Raw genomic sequence first — 12,968 nt, 5'->3', positions numbered from 1 at the left:
GAGCCGAGCCGAGCCGAGCCGAGCCGAGCCGAGCCGAGCCGAGCCGAGCCGAGCCGAGCCGAGCCGAGCCGAGCCGAGCCGAGCCGAGCCGAGCCGAGCCCTCGAACAGGACATATCCGGCCGCTGTGAGGTGCGCGTCAAGAATTAGGCCCGGTGTCGCGACCGCGTTACCTCCACCTCACCGGGTGTGAGCCTCCATGGCCGATGGTCGTGACCGTGACCGTGATGAGCGTCGATGTCACCCCGCTGCCCGAACCGCCCCGGCGCCCGCTGGCCGCCGTCGCGCCGCTCAAACGCGCTCGGCGCCTCGCTGTTCTCGGCGACTCCACCGCCGTGGGGCTCGGTGATCCCCTTCCCCGCCGGGGTGGCTGGCGCGGGGTCGGCCCGCTCGTCGCCGCCGCGCTCGGGGTCGACGAGAGCGGCTACCTCAACCCCTCCTTCGCCGGGGCTCGGATGCGGTGCGTTCTCACCCAGCAGGTGCCCGCCGCCGTTGCCCAGCGGCCGGATGTCGCCCTGCTCGTCGCCGGCATGAACGACACCCTCCGGCCGGACTTCGACGCCGCGCGCATCGCCGCCGATCTCACCGAAGTCATCCGGCGCCTCCGCGCGACCGGGACCACCGTCCTCCCCGTCCGCTTCCACGACCACAGCAAGGTCTTCCGCCTCCCGCAGGCGCTCAAGCGCGCCCTCAGCGCCCGGGTCGCCGAACTCAACGCCGCCATCGACGAGGTCGTCGCCCGCGAAGGCGTTGCCTGCCTTGATCTCGCCCGCCTGCCCGGCGCCTACGACCTCGCCTCCTGGAGCGTCGACCGGCTGCACCCCTCCGAACTGGGCCACCGCATGCTCGCCGACGGCTTCACCGGCCTCCTCGCCGACGCCGGGTTCGCCGTCCCGGAACCGGTCAGCCTCACCTGCAGCGGCGGCGCCGAACCGAGCACCACCGGGCACGTGGGCTGGCTGGTGCTGAAGGGCATCCCGTGGCTCTGGCGCCGCGGCCGCGAGTTCCTGCCCTACGCCGCCGTCATCATGTGGAATTCGTTCCGCGCCCGCTGAACACCCGCAGCGCTTCGACGTCCGACGCCGGATCGCGGACGAAGTAGTCCGCCCACTCCTCGATGTCCGGGTACGCGCAGTGCTCCGCCAGGTAGCGGCACGCCGCTTCGGCGTCGTACTCCGTCCGCCGCAGCTGGACGCCGTCGCCGAGCAACGCCCAGTGCGCGCCCCTTGCCCCGTACGGCATTCCGACGCTGCCGGGGTTGACCACCAGCCGGCGGTCCACGAGCCGCACGTACGGCATGTGCGTGTGTCCGCAGACGATCGTCGGCGCGGTCACGCCGTCCAGGACCTCTGCCCACCTCTCCGGAGCCGAGTCGACGAGCACGATCTCGGTGTCGTTGCGCGGGGTGGCGTGGCAGAACAGCACGCCGTCCAGCGTCACCGTCAGCGGCAGCGCGTCCAGGAGCGGCAGGTCGGCCGGACGCAGCTGCTTCGCCGCCCACGGGAAGATCGGGTCCGGGACGAACGTGCCGCCGGTGCGCGCCGATTCGGCCAGCTCGCGGTCGGCGTTGCCGCGGACCCACACCGCGCGGTCGCCGAGCTCCTGCAGGCGCTCGAGGGTTTCGACCGGCATCGGCCCGGCGAGCAGGTCGCCGAGCAGCACGACCTTCTCCGCCGCCTGGACGTCCGGCTCCGCCAGGACCGCGTCCAGCGCCGGGAGGACCCCGTGGATGTCCGCCAGCACCGCCACGTTCATCGGTCCACCATCGGACAGCCACGCGCCCCGGGCGAGCGATTTCGCCCAGGGCGCAACCGGCCTAGACCGTCGACAGCGGCAGCTCGCGCACGCCGGTCATGTTGGGGTTGACCTGGAACTTCGGCGGCTCACCCGGGATCGTGCGCAGCACCGGGTAGTGGTCGAACAGGATGTTGAGCGCCACCCGGCCCTCCAGCCGCGCCAGCGGCGCGCCGATGCAGAAGTGGATCCCGCGGCCGAACGCCAGGTGCGGGTTCTCCGCGCGCAGCGGGTCGAACGTGTCCGGGTTGCGGAACACCCGCTCGTCGCGGTTGGCCGCCGCCACCCAGCAGAGCAGCATCTGGTCGGCCGGCACGGTGACGCCGCCGACTTCGACCTCCCGCATGGTCACGCGGGCGACCGCCGCGAACGGGGTGAGGTACCGCAGCGACTCTTCGATCATCGGCGGCACGAGCGAGCGGTCCGCGCGCACCCGCTCGTCCCACTCCCGGTGCGTGTCCAGGCACAGCACCGCGTTGCCGAGCAGCATCGTGGTGGTGATGTGGCCGGCCAGCAGCAGGATGTTCGCGAAGTTGACGACGTCGGAGCGGGACAGCCGCTCGCCGTCCAGCTCGGCCTCGACCAGCTTCGTCAGCAGGTCTTCCCGCGGCTGCTTGCGCCGCTCGTCGACGTGCACGCCGAGGTAGTCGGCGAGCGCCTTCTGGCCTTCCATGGACGACCGGATGGCCGCGTCCTGGTTTTCGTCCTTCTTCACCAGCGAAACCTGGTTGGCGGACTCGAACATCTTGTCGACCCAGCCCTTGAACAGGGTCCGGTCGCCGGCCGGGACGCCGAGCAGTTCGGCGATCACGATCACCGGCAGCGGGTAGGCCAGGTGCTCGACCAGCTCCAGCCGGTCGCCGGCCGGGATCGCGTCCAGCAGTTCGTGGGTGATCGCGGCGATCCGCGGCTCGAGGTCCGCCACCACCTTCGGCGTGAACGCGCGGCTGACGAGCTTGCGCATCTTGTTGTGCAACGGCGGGTCGAGCTGCAGGATGCTGCCCGTCGACAGGTCGTAGTCGGGGTCCGGCATCAGCTCCTTCGGGACCAGCCGCGTGGTGTCGGACGAGAACGTCGCCGGGTCGCGGAGGATCGCCTCGATCTCCGGGTGCCCGTAGACGTTCCACATCCCGAGTTCCGCGGCGAACTCGATCCGCTTCTCCGGTTGTTTCCCCCGCAGCCAGAACTGGGCCTCGTGGAGTCCCCAGGTGTCGGCCATCGTGCTGGTCATTTCCGCCCCTTTCCCCGGTGTGGCCTCACGAATCAGCCGGAGGCCCTGGTGGGATCGTGTGCGTAGATCCCGTTTCGGAAGCCCGAGACGAGCTCCTCGAGCGTCGAACTCAGTTCCGCCGCCACCTCCGCGACCGCCGCGGGATCGGGTTCCCCGGGCGGTTCGAACGCGGTGCGGATCAGGTGCGCGAGGACGTCCGCCTTCTCTTCGACGGGGATGCCCTCGAACTCGTCCGAGAGCGTGTCGCCGACGTAGAAGCCGAGCGTCGCCGCGTGCAGCGCGTAGCTCATGTGCGGGACGTCCGCGCGGATCAGGCCGTGCCGCAGCATCGTGGTCTCGAAGTGCACGCTCACCTCGTCCTGCTGCTTCTTCAGGGCGAGGTCGCCGAGCGAGCCGAACATCTCCGCGTTGCCGCGCAGCATCGCCATCACCAGCGGGCGGCGGTGGGTGATCAGGAACGACGCCGGGATCATCCGGTGGGGCAGGATCATCGCCGGGTCGGCCTTGATCATGGCCAGCAGCTCGTCGGTCAGGTCGGCCGACTCCCGCATCATCAGCGCCTGGAACAGCAGCTCCTTGCTCCGCCAGTGCAGGTAGACGGTGCCCTTGCCGATGCCGACCGCGCGCGCGACGTCGTCGATCGCCACCTTGCGGTAGCCCATGCGCAGCAGCAGCTCGCCCGCCGCGTCCAGGATCCGGTCGGCGCGCTCGCGGTTGGGATGGCTCATGCGTCTCCACCTGTGGTTTCGTTGAGCATTTGACTGGTTGACCGGAATCGCACTTTCGGTCAACCAGTCATCACGACGGTAGCGCTCCGGTGGACGCCGGGGCAAGCGGTTCTGTCGGTGGGGTCGGTTAACGTCATCGGTGTGGCACAGGACGAGCTTTTTACGGTGAACGCCGACATCGCGCCTCCGCCGGAGCGCACGGGGTCGAACGCGGGCGCCGAACCGCAGGCGGACCCGGCCAGCTCGCCGCTGGCCGTGCGGATGCGGCCGCGCTCGCTCGACGAGGTCGTCGGCCAGCAGCACCTGCTGCGCGAAGGCGCCCCGCTGCGGCGGCTGGTGGAGGGCGCCGCGCCGGCGTCGGTGCTGCTCTACGGCCCGCCCGGTACGGGCAAGACGACGCTGGCCAACCTCGTCTCGATCGCGACCGGCCGCCGGTTCGTCGCGATGTCCGCGCTTTCGGCGGGCGTGAAGGAGGTGCGCGGCGTCATCGAGGAGGCGCGGCGGCGCCGGCAGTACAACGCCGAGAACACGGTGCTGTTCATCGACGAGGTGCACCGGTTCTCCAAGACCCAGCAGGACGCGCTGCTCGGCGCGGTCGAGGATCGCACGGTCCTGCTGGTCGCGGCGACCACCGAGAACCCGTCGTTCTCGGTGGTGTCGCCGCTGCTGTCGCGGTCGCTGGTGCTGCAGCTGCGCCCGCTGACCGACGCGGACATCGCCTCGCTGATCGAGCGGGCGTTGTCCGACGAGCGCGGCCTCGGTGGCGAGCTGACGCTGACCGAAGACGCGCGAGCGCACCTGGTCCGGCTCGCGGGCGGGGACGCCCGCCGCGCGCTCACGGCCCTGGAGGCGGCGGCGGACGCGGCGTCGGCCACCGAGGCGAAGACGATCGACCTGGCCATCGTCGAGTCCACAGTGGACAAAGCGGCAGTTCGCTACGACCGCGACGGCGACCAGCACTACGACGTGATCAGCGCGTTCATCAAGTCGATCCGCGGGTCCGATGTGGACGCCGCGCTGCACTACCTGGCCCGGATGATCGAGGCGGGGGAGGACCCGAGGTTCTTGGCCCGCCGGCTGGTGGTGCACGCGAGCGAAGACATCGGCATGGCGGACCCGACGGCGTTGCAGTCGGCGGTGGCGGCGGCGCACGCGGTGCAGTTCATCGGCATGCCGGAGGGCAGGCTGGCCCTCGCCCAGGCGACGGTCCACCTGGCGACGGCCCCGAAGTCCAACGCGGTGATCAAGGGCATCGACGCGGCGTTGGCGGACGTCCGCGGCGGCTTGGCGGGCACGGTGCCGCCGCATCTGCGGGACGGGCACTACGCGGGGGCGAAGAAGCTGGGGAACGCGCAGGGGTACCGGTACCCGCACAACGTGCCGGAGGGCGTGCTGGCACAGCAGTATCCCCCGGACGAGCTGGTGGGGCGGGATTACTACGAGCCGACGCAACGGGGAGCCGAGCGGACCCTGGCCGAGCGGGTGCCCAAGCTCCGGCGGACGATCCGCGGGGAGTGAGCGGCGGCGCCGGCCGCGCCTCGCCGGCGGCCGGGCGACGCCGCGGGCCGTGCTGGGTCGGCGCCCGGGCCGGGCGATTGCGAGCCGTGCGGGCAGTTTGCGGGCCGTGGGGGCGATTCGCGGGGAGTGAGGGGCGGTGCCCGGCCGGTCTCGGCTGGCGGTCGGGCAGTTTGCGGGCCGTGGGGGCGATTCGCGCGGAGGAGGGGCGGCGCCGGCCGGGGCGCCGTGGGGCGCTTTGCGAAGGCACCTGGGCAGTGACGTGGGTGAACTGGGACGGCGGTCCGCGGGTGCAGGCCCCCCGGCGGTGCCGACCGGTCGCCGGCCGGGCGATCCGCGGGCCGTGCCGGGAAAGTCGAGGCCGGCTCCGGCCGAGCCACCGCCCGCCGCCTGCCCGCCATCGCTGCCGCAGTCCGGCCGCCGCCTGCCCGCTGCTTGGCCGGCCGCCGCCCGCCCGTCGCCCTGGCCGCTCACCGCCGCCGGCCGCCCCGCCTGGTCGCCGGCCGTCGCCCTCCGGTGCTGGTTGTCGTGTGGCCGCCGACCTCCCGTCTTGCCGGACGAACGAACCGGTCGTTCCCCCGATCGTGGGCCGCGGTGGGCAAGATCATCGGGGTTCGTAAACTCTTCCCCTCCGGGCGGCCCCGACCGGGGAGGGCCCCACGACGGCAGGAGGCGTGCCCGTGCCCGCGACGCTGCAGTGCATCGTCCTGGACTGTCCGGAGCCGCTGGTGCTCGCCCGCTTCTACCAGGCCCTGCTCGGTGGCGACGTGGACCTCCCCGACCCGCGGTGGCGCGTCGACGAGGACTGGTCGACCCTGCACGTGAACGGGATGGTCCTCGGCTTCCAGCGCGCGCCGGACCACCGGCCGCCGAGCTGGCCCGATCCCTCCTTCCCGCAGCAGTTCCACCTCGACTTCGAGGTCGACGACTTCCGCGAGTCGCACCACGTCGTCCTCGCGCACGGCGGCCGGCTGCTCGACCCCGATCTCGGCGGCCGGGGCTGGCGCGTCTACGCCGACCCGGCGGGCCACCCCTTCTGCCTGCTCGGCGACTACTGAGCGCGCGGCCGCGTCCCGGCTCCGGGACGATGGCGGCATGACAATCGCGTTTCTCGGAACCGGGATCATGGGCGCCCCGATGGCGGCCAACATCGCCAAGGCGGGCCTCGACGTCCGCGTCTGGAACCGGACCCGGGAGAAGGCCGAACCCCTGTCCGACGTCGCCACGGTGGCCGAGTCGGCCTCCGCCGCGGCCGACGGCGCGGACATCCTCGTCACGATGCTCGCCGACGGCCCTGCCGTGGCCGAAGCGTTCGAAGCCGCGTCACCCGCTTCGGGGACGTTGTGGCTGCAGATGAGCACCGTCGGCCTCGACTGGACCGACCGGCTCGCCGCGATGGCGGAGAAGGCGGGCGTCGTGTTCGTCGACGCGCCGGTGCTCGGCACCCGGCAGCCGGCGGAACAAGCCCAGCTGCAGGTACTGGCGTCGGGGCCGGAGGAGGCCCGGCCCAAGGCGACGCCGGTGTTCGACGCGGTCGCCATCAAGACGCGGTGGCTGGGCCCCGCCGGCCGCGGCAGCCGGCTGAAGCTGGTGGTGAACGCGTGGGTGCTCGCGCTGACCAACGCGACGGCGGAGAGCCTCGGCCTGGCCGGCGCGCTGGGCCTGGACCCGAAGCTGTTCCTGGAGACCATCAAGGGCGGCGGCCTCGACGTCGGCTACGCGCACGTGAAGGGCGGCACGATGCTGTCGGGCGAGTACCCGGCGTCGTTCCCGGCGGGCCTGGCGGCGAAGGACGCCCGCCTGGTCGTGGAAGCCGCCGGGGACGAGGTCGACCTGGCGGGGGCGAAGGCGGTCCTGGCCCACCTGGAGGCGGCGGTCGAGGCCGGCCACGGCGACGACGACATGGCGGCGCTGTACCGCGCGGTGGTGAAGGAGCGTTAGAGGAGCGTTGCCAGCCGATCCACGCCCAGGGCGCTAGTCAGGAGGCGTTCCTTCGCGTTGCCCAGCAGCTTCTGCGTCCACGGCGTGAAGCCGCCGTCACCCACTTCGGCGAGCTCGCCGCCGAAGGACGCGTACACCTTGAAGCAGAGGCCTTCGTAGTAGCCGCCTCGGCCGCCTTCGCGCTCCGGGAACGGCCGGATCGACACGTCCGGCACTGCGTCGAGCAGCCCCTCGAACCGGGGGTCGAGCACGGTCACGCCCAGCTCGACCGCGGACGCGCCCAGCGCCCGGCAGGCCCCGGCCAGCAGCGCGGCGTGTTCGGCCAGGTGCCGCCGCTCGAAGGCCAGGTCGCCGGTGTCCCGGCCGGCCGTCACGGCGCCGAACAGCGAGAAGTGGGCGAACAGCCCCGCCGGGACCTGCTGGGCCCGCACCACGCGCTGCACCGTGGCCAGGCGGACGACGTCCTCCGACGAGCGCCGGACCGCCGCCTCCAGGGCCAGGCCGGTCGTGGGGTCGGCGGCGACCTCGGTGCCGCGGCCGGTCGGCACCACCCGGTGCTGGGCCACCCCGGCCACCGCCGAATGGGTGCCGAGCGGGACGAGCGGCGAGAGGGTCACCAGGTCGAAGCCCGTGGCGGCGCCGAGCACGGTGTCTTCGACCCGGCGCAGCCGGCCGAACGGCAGCGGGCTCGGCCCCGTGAACCGGTCGGTCCGGTACCGGCGCAGCACGTCGGGCCCGGCCAGCCGGGCCGCACGCCGGCGCGCGATCTCCAGCTGCACCGTGGTCAGGTCGGCGCCGGGCAGCCCGGCCAGCAGGTCGGCCGCGGTTCCGCCCGGCCCGGCGAGGACCCGCCGGCCGGGTCCGCTGTCGTGGTCCACCGCCCAGGTGTACCGCGCGGCCGCGGCCGGTGGCGAGGCGTTTTCCGGGCCCGGCGGGGTGACACGGTCGGGGACCCGGCCAGGCGGTAACCTCAGTCGGCATCCCGACCCCTGAACCGAGGAGGGCCCGTGTCGGCAGGGCAGATCGCCGCGTTGATCGCCGCAGGAGCATTCGTGGTGCTGGTCGTCCTGCTGGCGATCCCGCTGATCAAGCTCGGCAAGACGCTGGACGCGGCCACCGAGGCGATCGAGCGCACCAACAGCAACACCGATCCGCTGCTGATCGGCGCGAACGAGACGATCACGCACGTCAACACCCAGCTCGAGCGGGTCGACGGGATCACCGCGAACGCGCAGGCGGTCACCGGCAACGTCTCCGCTCTCACCTCCGTCTTCACCGCGACCCTCGGCGGCCCGCTGGTCAAGACCGCGGCGCTGTCCTACGGCCTGTCCAAGGCGATCAAGGCGCGCAAGAAGAAGAGTGCCCTGAAGGCCGCCAGGAAGGCCGGGAAATGAAGCGGCTGTTCTGGCTCGGCGTCGGCGTGGTCGCCGGCGTCGCGCTGTCCCGCAAGGCCGCCGAAACCGCTCGTCAGGCCACTCCGGCCGGGTTAGCATCGAACCTGGGGGACGCCGTGCGCGAGCTGGCCGGCGCCGTGGGTTCGTTCGGCGCGGAGGTGCGTGCGGGCATGAACGAGCGGGAACAGGAGCTGCACGACATGGTCGAGGAACGGACGGGCGTGTCAGCGCCCCGCGCCGAGGGACGGCACGCCGCCGCCCGGCGCCCGGTCCGGCGAGCTCGCCGGGCGGAGGGCTGATCCGGGCCTGCCCGGAACCCCTTCGCCGCAGCCACGCCGCCCACCCCGTTCCGAACCACAGCCACAAGGACTGACCCGTGGACACACACGAAATCACCGACCGTTTCCTGCGCCATTTCGAAGGCCGCGGCCACACGCGCGTGCCCAGCGCGCCGCTGATCCTCGACGACCCGAACCTGCTGTTCGTCAACGCCGGCATGGTGCAGTTCAAGCCGTACTTCCTCGGTGAGGCACCGCCGCCGTACCCGCGCGCGACCTCCGTGCAGAAGTGCGTGCGCACGCCGGACATCGACGAGGTCGGCAAGACCACCCGGCACAACACCTTCTTCCAGATGGCCGGCAACTTCTCCTTCGGCGACTACTTCAAGGAAGGCGCCATCGAGGCGGCCTGGGAGCTGATCACCAAGCCCCAGAGCGAAGGCGGCTTCGGCCTCGACCCCGACCGCATCTGGGCGACCGTCTACAACGACGACTCCGAAGCGGCCGGCCTGTGGCGCAAGCTCACCGGGCTGCCCGGCGAGCGCATCCAGGCCCGCGACGGCAAGGACAACTACTGGGACATGGGCGTGCCCGGTCCCGGCGGCCCGTGCTCGGAGATCTACTACGACCGCGGCCCGGCGTACGGCCGCGAGGGCGGCCCGGTCGCCGACGAGGATCGCTACATCGAGATCTGGAACCTCGTCTTCATGCAGGACGTCCGCGGCGACCTGAGCCCCAAGCTGGGCCACCCGCCGATCGGCGAGCTGCCGAAGAAGAACATCGACACCGGCATGGGCGTCGAGCGCGTCGCGACGATCCTGCAGGGCGTCGAGAACGTCTACGAGACCGACCTCGTGCGCCCGGTCATCGGCCGCGCGGAGGAGTTCTCGGGCCGCCGCTACGGCAGCAACCACGCCGACGACGTCCGCTTCCGCGTCATCGCCGACCACGCCCGCACCGGCGTCATGCTGATCGGCGACGGCGTCACCCCGGGCAACGACGGCCGCGGCTACGTGCTGCGCCGCCTGCTGCGCCGGATCATCCGCTCCTCGCGCCTGCTCGGCGTGCACGAGCCGGTGCTGCAGGCGTTCGCGGCGGTCGTCCGCGACACCATGGGCCCGACCTACCCCGAGCTCGTCAGCGGCTTCGACCGGATCAACGAGGTCGTCCGGATCGAGGAGGAGGCGTTCCTCTCGACCCTGACCAGCGGTTCGCGCATCTTCGACCTCGCGGCCGAGGAGACCAAGCGCGGCGGCGGCGACGTGCTCGCCGGCGACAAGGCGTTCCAGCTGCACGACACTTACGGCTTCCCGATCGACCTCACCCTCGAGATGGCGGCCGAGCAGGGCCTGACCGTCGACGAAGAGGGCTTCCGCACGCTCATGGACGAGCAGCGCAAGCGCGCGAAGGCGGACGCGGCGGCCCGCAAGACCGGCCACGGCGACCTCTCCGAGTACCGGAAGGTCCTGGAGCAGCACGGCGAGACCGAGTTCCTCGGCTACACCGACCTGCAGGCCGAGGCCAAGGTCGTCGCGCTGCTCGAAGACGGGCAGCCGGTGCGCAGCGTCTCAGCGGGCAAGAAGGCGGAGCTGGTCCTCGACCGGACGCCGTTCTACGCCGAAAGCGGTGGCCAGGTCGCCGACACCGGCGTGCTGCTGGGCGACGGCGTCGAGCTGAAGGTCCTGGACGTCCAGAAGATCGTGCCCGGCCTGTACGTGCACCGCGTCGAGGTCGTCGACGGCGAGGTCGGGCTGGACACCAAGCTCACCGGCTCGGTCGACGCGCACCGCCGGCTTTCGATCGAGCGTTCGCACTCGGCGACGCACCTGGTGCACGCGGCCGTCCGCGGCGCGTACGGCAGGCGCGCGGCGCAGGCGGGCTCGCTGAACTCGCCGGGCCGCATGCGGTTCGACTTCACCACGCCGGGTTCGGTGTCGTCGGACGTGCTGACCGAGGTCGAGGAGGAGGTCAACGACTACCTCCAGACCAACGTCGAGGTGCAGAGCTACACCACGACCAAGGACAAGGCCCTCGAGCTGGGCGCGGTCGCGCTGTTCGGCGAGAAGTACGGCAACGACGTCCGCGTGGTCGACATGGGCGACTACTCCCGCGAGCTCTGCGGTGGCACGCACGTCGACCGGATCGGCCAGCTCGGCCTGGTCAAGCTGGTCTCCGACGCCTCCATCGGCTCGGGCGTGCACCGCGTCGAGGCGCTCGTCGGCACGGACGCGCTCAAGTACGTCCGCAAGGAGCAGCTGCTGGTCTCGCAGCTGGCGAACACCTTCAAGGTGCCCTCGGACCAGCTGCCGGGCCGCATCGACGACGTCCTGACCCGGCTGAAGAACGCCGAGAAGGAGATCGCGCAGCTCAAGACCCAGCAGGTGCTGGGTTCGGCGGGGGCGCTGGTCGACAAGGCCCAGGAGATCGGCGGCGTGACCGTCGTGGCCGAGGTCGTTCCGGACGTCGACGGCAACGGCCTGCGCGCGCTGGCCTCGGACATCCGCGGCCGGCTCGGCACGCGGCCCGGCGTGGTGGCGCTGTTCTCGCCGGCCGGGGAGAAGCTGAGCTTCGTCGTCGCGACGACCAAGGCGGCCCAGGACAAGGGCATCGCCGCGGGCAAGCTGGTGCCGTCGTTCGCCGAGAAGATCGGCGGCCGGGGCGGCGGCAAGCCCGACATGGCCCAGGGCGGTGGCACGAACCCGGCCGGCGCGGAAGAGGCGGTCACGGCCCTGCGCGCGGCGATTGCCGGCATTGGTTAACCGCGGAAACCGCGGCCCGGACCGTCCCGGCGTGGGCGATCCGGGCCGGGGCCGCCGGCTCGGCGTGGATGTCGGATCCGTCCGGGTCGGGGTCGCGCTGAGCGATCCGGCCCCGATGTTGGCGTCGCCATTGGTTACCCTCTCCCGCGATGCGACCGACGACCGTGATCTGGACCAGCTCGCCGCCCTCGTCACCGAGCACGAGGTGGTCGAGGTGATCGTGGGCCTGCCGAGAACGCTCGCCAACCGCCAGGGCCCGGCGGCCGAGCTGGCCATCGCGTATTCTGAACGCCTGGCCGGGCGGATAGCGCCCGTGCCGGTCCGGCTGGGCGACGAGCGGCTGACCACGGTCACCGCATCCCGCATCCTCTCCCAGCGCGGGGTCAAAGGCCGCAAGCAGCGCGCGGTGGTCGACCAGGCCGCCGCCGTCGAGATCCTGCAGGCCTGGATCGACGCCGCCGCTGCGCACCGCGCCCGGGAGGGAGACCGATGAACGAGCAGCCACCTGAGCCCCCACGCGGGCGCCGGCGACTGCGCGAGCCGGACGCGGCCACCCCGCCGCCGTCCCGGCCCGCACCGCGCCGCACGCCCAGCGGCCAGCACGAGCTGCCGCCGCGCCGCAGCGGCGAGTACGACCTGCCACAGCCCTCCCGCCGGGCCCGCCGGGAAGAGCCGCCGGGCTACGACCCGCGCCGCGGCGCGCCGCAACCCGGCCGCCGCCTGGAACCGCCGGGCACGCTGCCGTCGGCCGACGCGGAGTTCGACCCGCAGGAGCGCCGCGCGGCCCCGGCCCGGGCCGCGCGCGCCCGCCACGGCCTCGACTCGGGCTCCGAGATCGACCAGCCGGCCCCGCGCCGCCGTCGCGTGGCCCCGGACGACGCCGAGGGCAGGCCGCCCCGGCGCCGCGCCGCGCCGGAGCCGGACGACCTCGGCGGCAGGCCGGCTCCGCGGCGGATCGCGCCGGACCCCGACGAGAGCGCCGGCCGGTCCTCCCGCCGGCGACGCGGAGCCCCGGAAGACGCCGAGGGCAGGGCGCCCCGGCGGCGTGGCGCGCCGGACCCCGACGACTTCGAGAGCCGGCCGCCTCAGCGACGCGGGGCTCCGGCACCGGACGAGGCCGGGATGACCCGGCGGCGCGGGACTCCGGATTTCGACGACGCCGAGAGCAGCGCGCCTCAGTGGCGTGGGGCTCCGGACGAGGCCGGGGTGTCCCGGCGGCGTGGCGCTCCGGATTTCGCCACGAGGAACCAGTAGTGCGCGGCGAACCCGGCGGGCGCGGGAACGCGCGACCGCGCCGGGTCGAGTGTGAGGTAGGGCGGCACGGAGAAGG

Annotated in this window: 13 protein-coding genes and 1 pseudogene; 9 read left to right on the top strand and 5 right to left on the bottom strand. The window is 72.8% G+C overall.

All coding sequences use genetic code 11. From position 1 onward, the window contains the following. Positions 1-204 precede the first annotated feature (204 nt). On the top strand, positions 205-1,053 hold the full coding sequence (locus ACWDN5_RS43365; RefSeq protein ID WP_310974976.1) for an SGNH/GDSL hydrolase family protein: 849 nt from the start codon (positions 205-207) through the stop codon (positions 1,051-1,053). On the opposite strand, the gene ACWDN5_RS43360 is transcribed toward ACWDN5_RS43365, so the two are convergent. From ACWDN5_RS43360 to ACWDN5_RS43350, 3 genes are all read right to left on the bottom strand, one after another. Beyond that, entirely contained in the window at positions 1,025-1,753 is a 729-nt protein-coding gene (locus ACWDN5_RS43360; RefSeq protein ID WP_449680368.1) for a metallophosphoesterase family protein, read from the bottom strand. The two genes, ACWDN5_RS43365 and ACWDN5_RS43360, sit on opposite strands and share 29 nt — an antisense overlap. A 61-nt stretch (positions 1,754-1,814) precedes the next feature. Next, a complete protein-coding gene (locus ACWDN5_RS43355; RefSeq protein ID WP_449680367.1) occupies positions 1,815-3,023 on the bottom strand; it encodes a cytochrome P450 in 1,209 nt (402 codons plus the stop codon). 32 nt (positions 3,024-3,055) lie between these two features. Beyond that, positions 3,056-3,751 (bottom strand): TetR/AcrR family transcriptional regulator, encoded by a 696-nt coding sequence (locus ACWDN5_RS43350; protein WP_310974979.1) that lies wholly within the window; start codon positions 3,749-3,751, stop codon positions 3,056-3,058. 141 nt (positions 3,752-3,892) lie between these two features. Between ACWDN5_RS43350 and ACWDN5_RS43345 the strand changes: the two genes are divergently transcribed. The 3 genes from ACWDN5_RS43345 to ACWDN5_RS43335 all read left to right on the top strand — a co-directional run bounded on the left by ACWDN5_RS43345 (position 3,893) and on the right by ACWDN5_RS43335 (position 7,207). Then, positions 3,893-5,269 (top strand): replication-associated recombination protein A, encoded by a 1,377-nt coding sequence (locus ACWDN5_RS43345; protein ID WP_310974980.1) that lies wholly within the window; start codon positions 3,893-3,895, stop codon positions 5,267-5,269. 677 nt (positions 5,270-5,946) lie between these two features. Further along, on the top strand, positions 5,947-6,324 hold the full coding sequence (locus tag ACWDN5_RS43340) for a VOC family protein (protein ID WP_310974981.1): 378 nt from the start codon (positions 5,947-5,949) through the stop codon (positions 6,322-6,324). Positions 6,325-6,361: 37 nt separating this feature from the next. Continuing rightward, positions 6,362-7,207 (top strand): NAD(P)-dependent oxidoreductase, encoded by an 846-nt coding sequence (locus ACWDN5_RS43335; protein WP_449680366.1) that lies wholly within the window; start codon positions 6,362-6,364, stop codon positions 7,205-7,207. On the opposite strand, the gene ACWDN5_RS43330 is transcribed toward ACWDN5_RS43335, so the two are convergent. After that, a complete protein-coding gene (locus tag ACWDN5_RS43330; RefSeq protein ID WP_449680365.1) occupies positions 7,204-8,085 on the bottom strand; it encodes a hypothetical protein in 882 nt (293 codons plus the stop codon). The genes ACWDN5_RS43335 and ACWDN5_RS43330 overlap by 4 nt on opposite strands. Before the next feature lie 129 nt (positions 8,086-8,214). On the opposite strand from ACWDN5_RS43330, the gene ACWDN5_RS43325 reads away from it, so the two are divergent. The 5 genes from ACWDN5_RS43325 to ACWDN5_RS43305 all read left to right on the top strand — a co-directional run bounded on the left by ACWDN5_RS43325 (position 8,215) and on the right by ACWDN5_RS43305 (position 12,892). After that, the gene (locus tag ACWDN5_RS43325) at positions 8,215-8,601 is read left to right on the top strand and encodes a DUF948 domain-containing protein (RefSeq protein ID WP_086841104.1); all 387 of its coding nucleotides are present in this window, start codon (positions 8,215-8,217) and stop codon (positions 8,599-8,601) included. After that, positions 8,598-8,900: a hypothetical protein gene (locus tag ACWDN5_RS43320; protein WP_310974984.1), complete on the top strand. Its 303-nt coding sequence runs from the start codon at positions 8,598-8,600 to the stop codon at positions 8,898-8,900. Before ACWDN5_RS43325 ends, ACWDN5_RS43320 begins: the two co-directional genes overlap by 4 nt. Before the next feature lie 77 nt (positions 8,901-8,977). Then, positions 8,978-11,638 carry an alanine--tRNA ligase gene (alaS, locus tag ACWDN5_RS43315; RefSeq protein ID WP_449680364.1) on the top strand — a complete coding sequence of 887 codons (2,661 nt, stop codon included), beginning with the start codon at positions 8,978-8,980 and terminating at the stop codon, positions 11,636-11,638. A gap of 31 nt (positions 11,639-11,669) precedes the next feature. Continuing rightward, positions 11,670-12,131: a Holliday junction resolvase RuvX gene (gene ruvX, locus ACWDN5_RS43310; protein ID WP_310974986.1), complete on the top strand. Its 462-nt coding sequence runs from the start codon at positions 11,670-11,672 to the stop codon at positions 12,129-12,131. Further along, the gene (locus tag ACWDN5_RS43305; RefSeq protein ID WP_449680363.1) at positions 12,128-12,892 is read left to right on the top strand and encodes a hypothetical protein; all 765 of its coding nucleotides are present in this window, start codon (positions 12,128-12,130) and stop codon (positions 12,890-12,892) included. Before ruvX ends, ACWDN5_RS43305 begins: the two co-directional genes overlap by 4 nt. Here ACWDN5_RS43305 and ACWDN5_RS43300 read toward each other — a convergent pair. Then, positions 12,874-12,968: pseudogene (locus ACWDN5_RS43300) on the bottom strand (DUF2306 domain-containing protein); the annotation flags it as partial. The gene ACWDN5_RS43305 and the pseudogene ACWDN5_RS43300 sit on opposite strands and share 19 nt — an antisense overlap.

This window comes from Amycolatopsis sp. NPDC003731 (genome assembly GCF_053586895.1).
Note: the sequence above shows the minus strand (reverse complement) of the source record. Positions and strands in the feature narration are given on the sequence as shown.

What these genes read in the sequence shown, in the direction of transcription:
- ACWDN5_RS43305 (WP_449680363.1), top strand. Translation starts at nt 12,128, where the DNA reads ATGAACGAGCAGCCACCTGAGCCCCCACGCGGGCGCCGGCGACTGCGC.
- ACWDN5_RS43350 (WP_310974979.1), bottom strand. Translation starts at nt 3,751, where the DNA reads ATGAGCCATCCCAACCGCGAGCGCGCCGACCGGATCCTGGACGCGGCG.
- ACWDN5_RS43355 (WP_449680367.1), bottom strand. Translation starts at nt 3,023, where the DNA reads ATGACCAGCACGATGGCCGACACCTGGGGACTCCACGAGGCCCAGTTC.
- ACWDN5_RS43320 (WP_310974984.1), top strand. Translation starts at nt 8,598, where the DNA reads ATGAAGCGGCTGTTCTGGCTCGGCGTCGGCGTGGTCGCCGGCGTCGCG.
- ACWDN5_RS43365 (WP_310974976.1), top strand. Translation starts at nt 205, where the DNA reads ATGGTCGTGACCGTGACCGTGATGAGCGTCGATGTCACCCCGCTGCCC.
- ACWDN5_RS43335 (WP_449680366.1), top strand. Translation starts at nt 6,362, where the DNA reads ATGACAATCGCGTTTCTCGGAACCGGGATCATGGGCGCCCCGATGGCG.
- ACWDN5_RS43360 (WP_449680368.1), bottom strand. Translation starts at nt 1,753, where the DNA reads ATGAACGTGGCGGTGCTGGCGGACATCCACGGGGTCCTCCCGGCGCTG.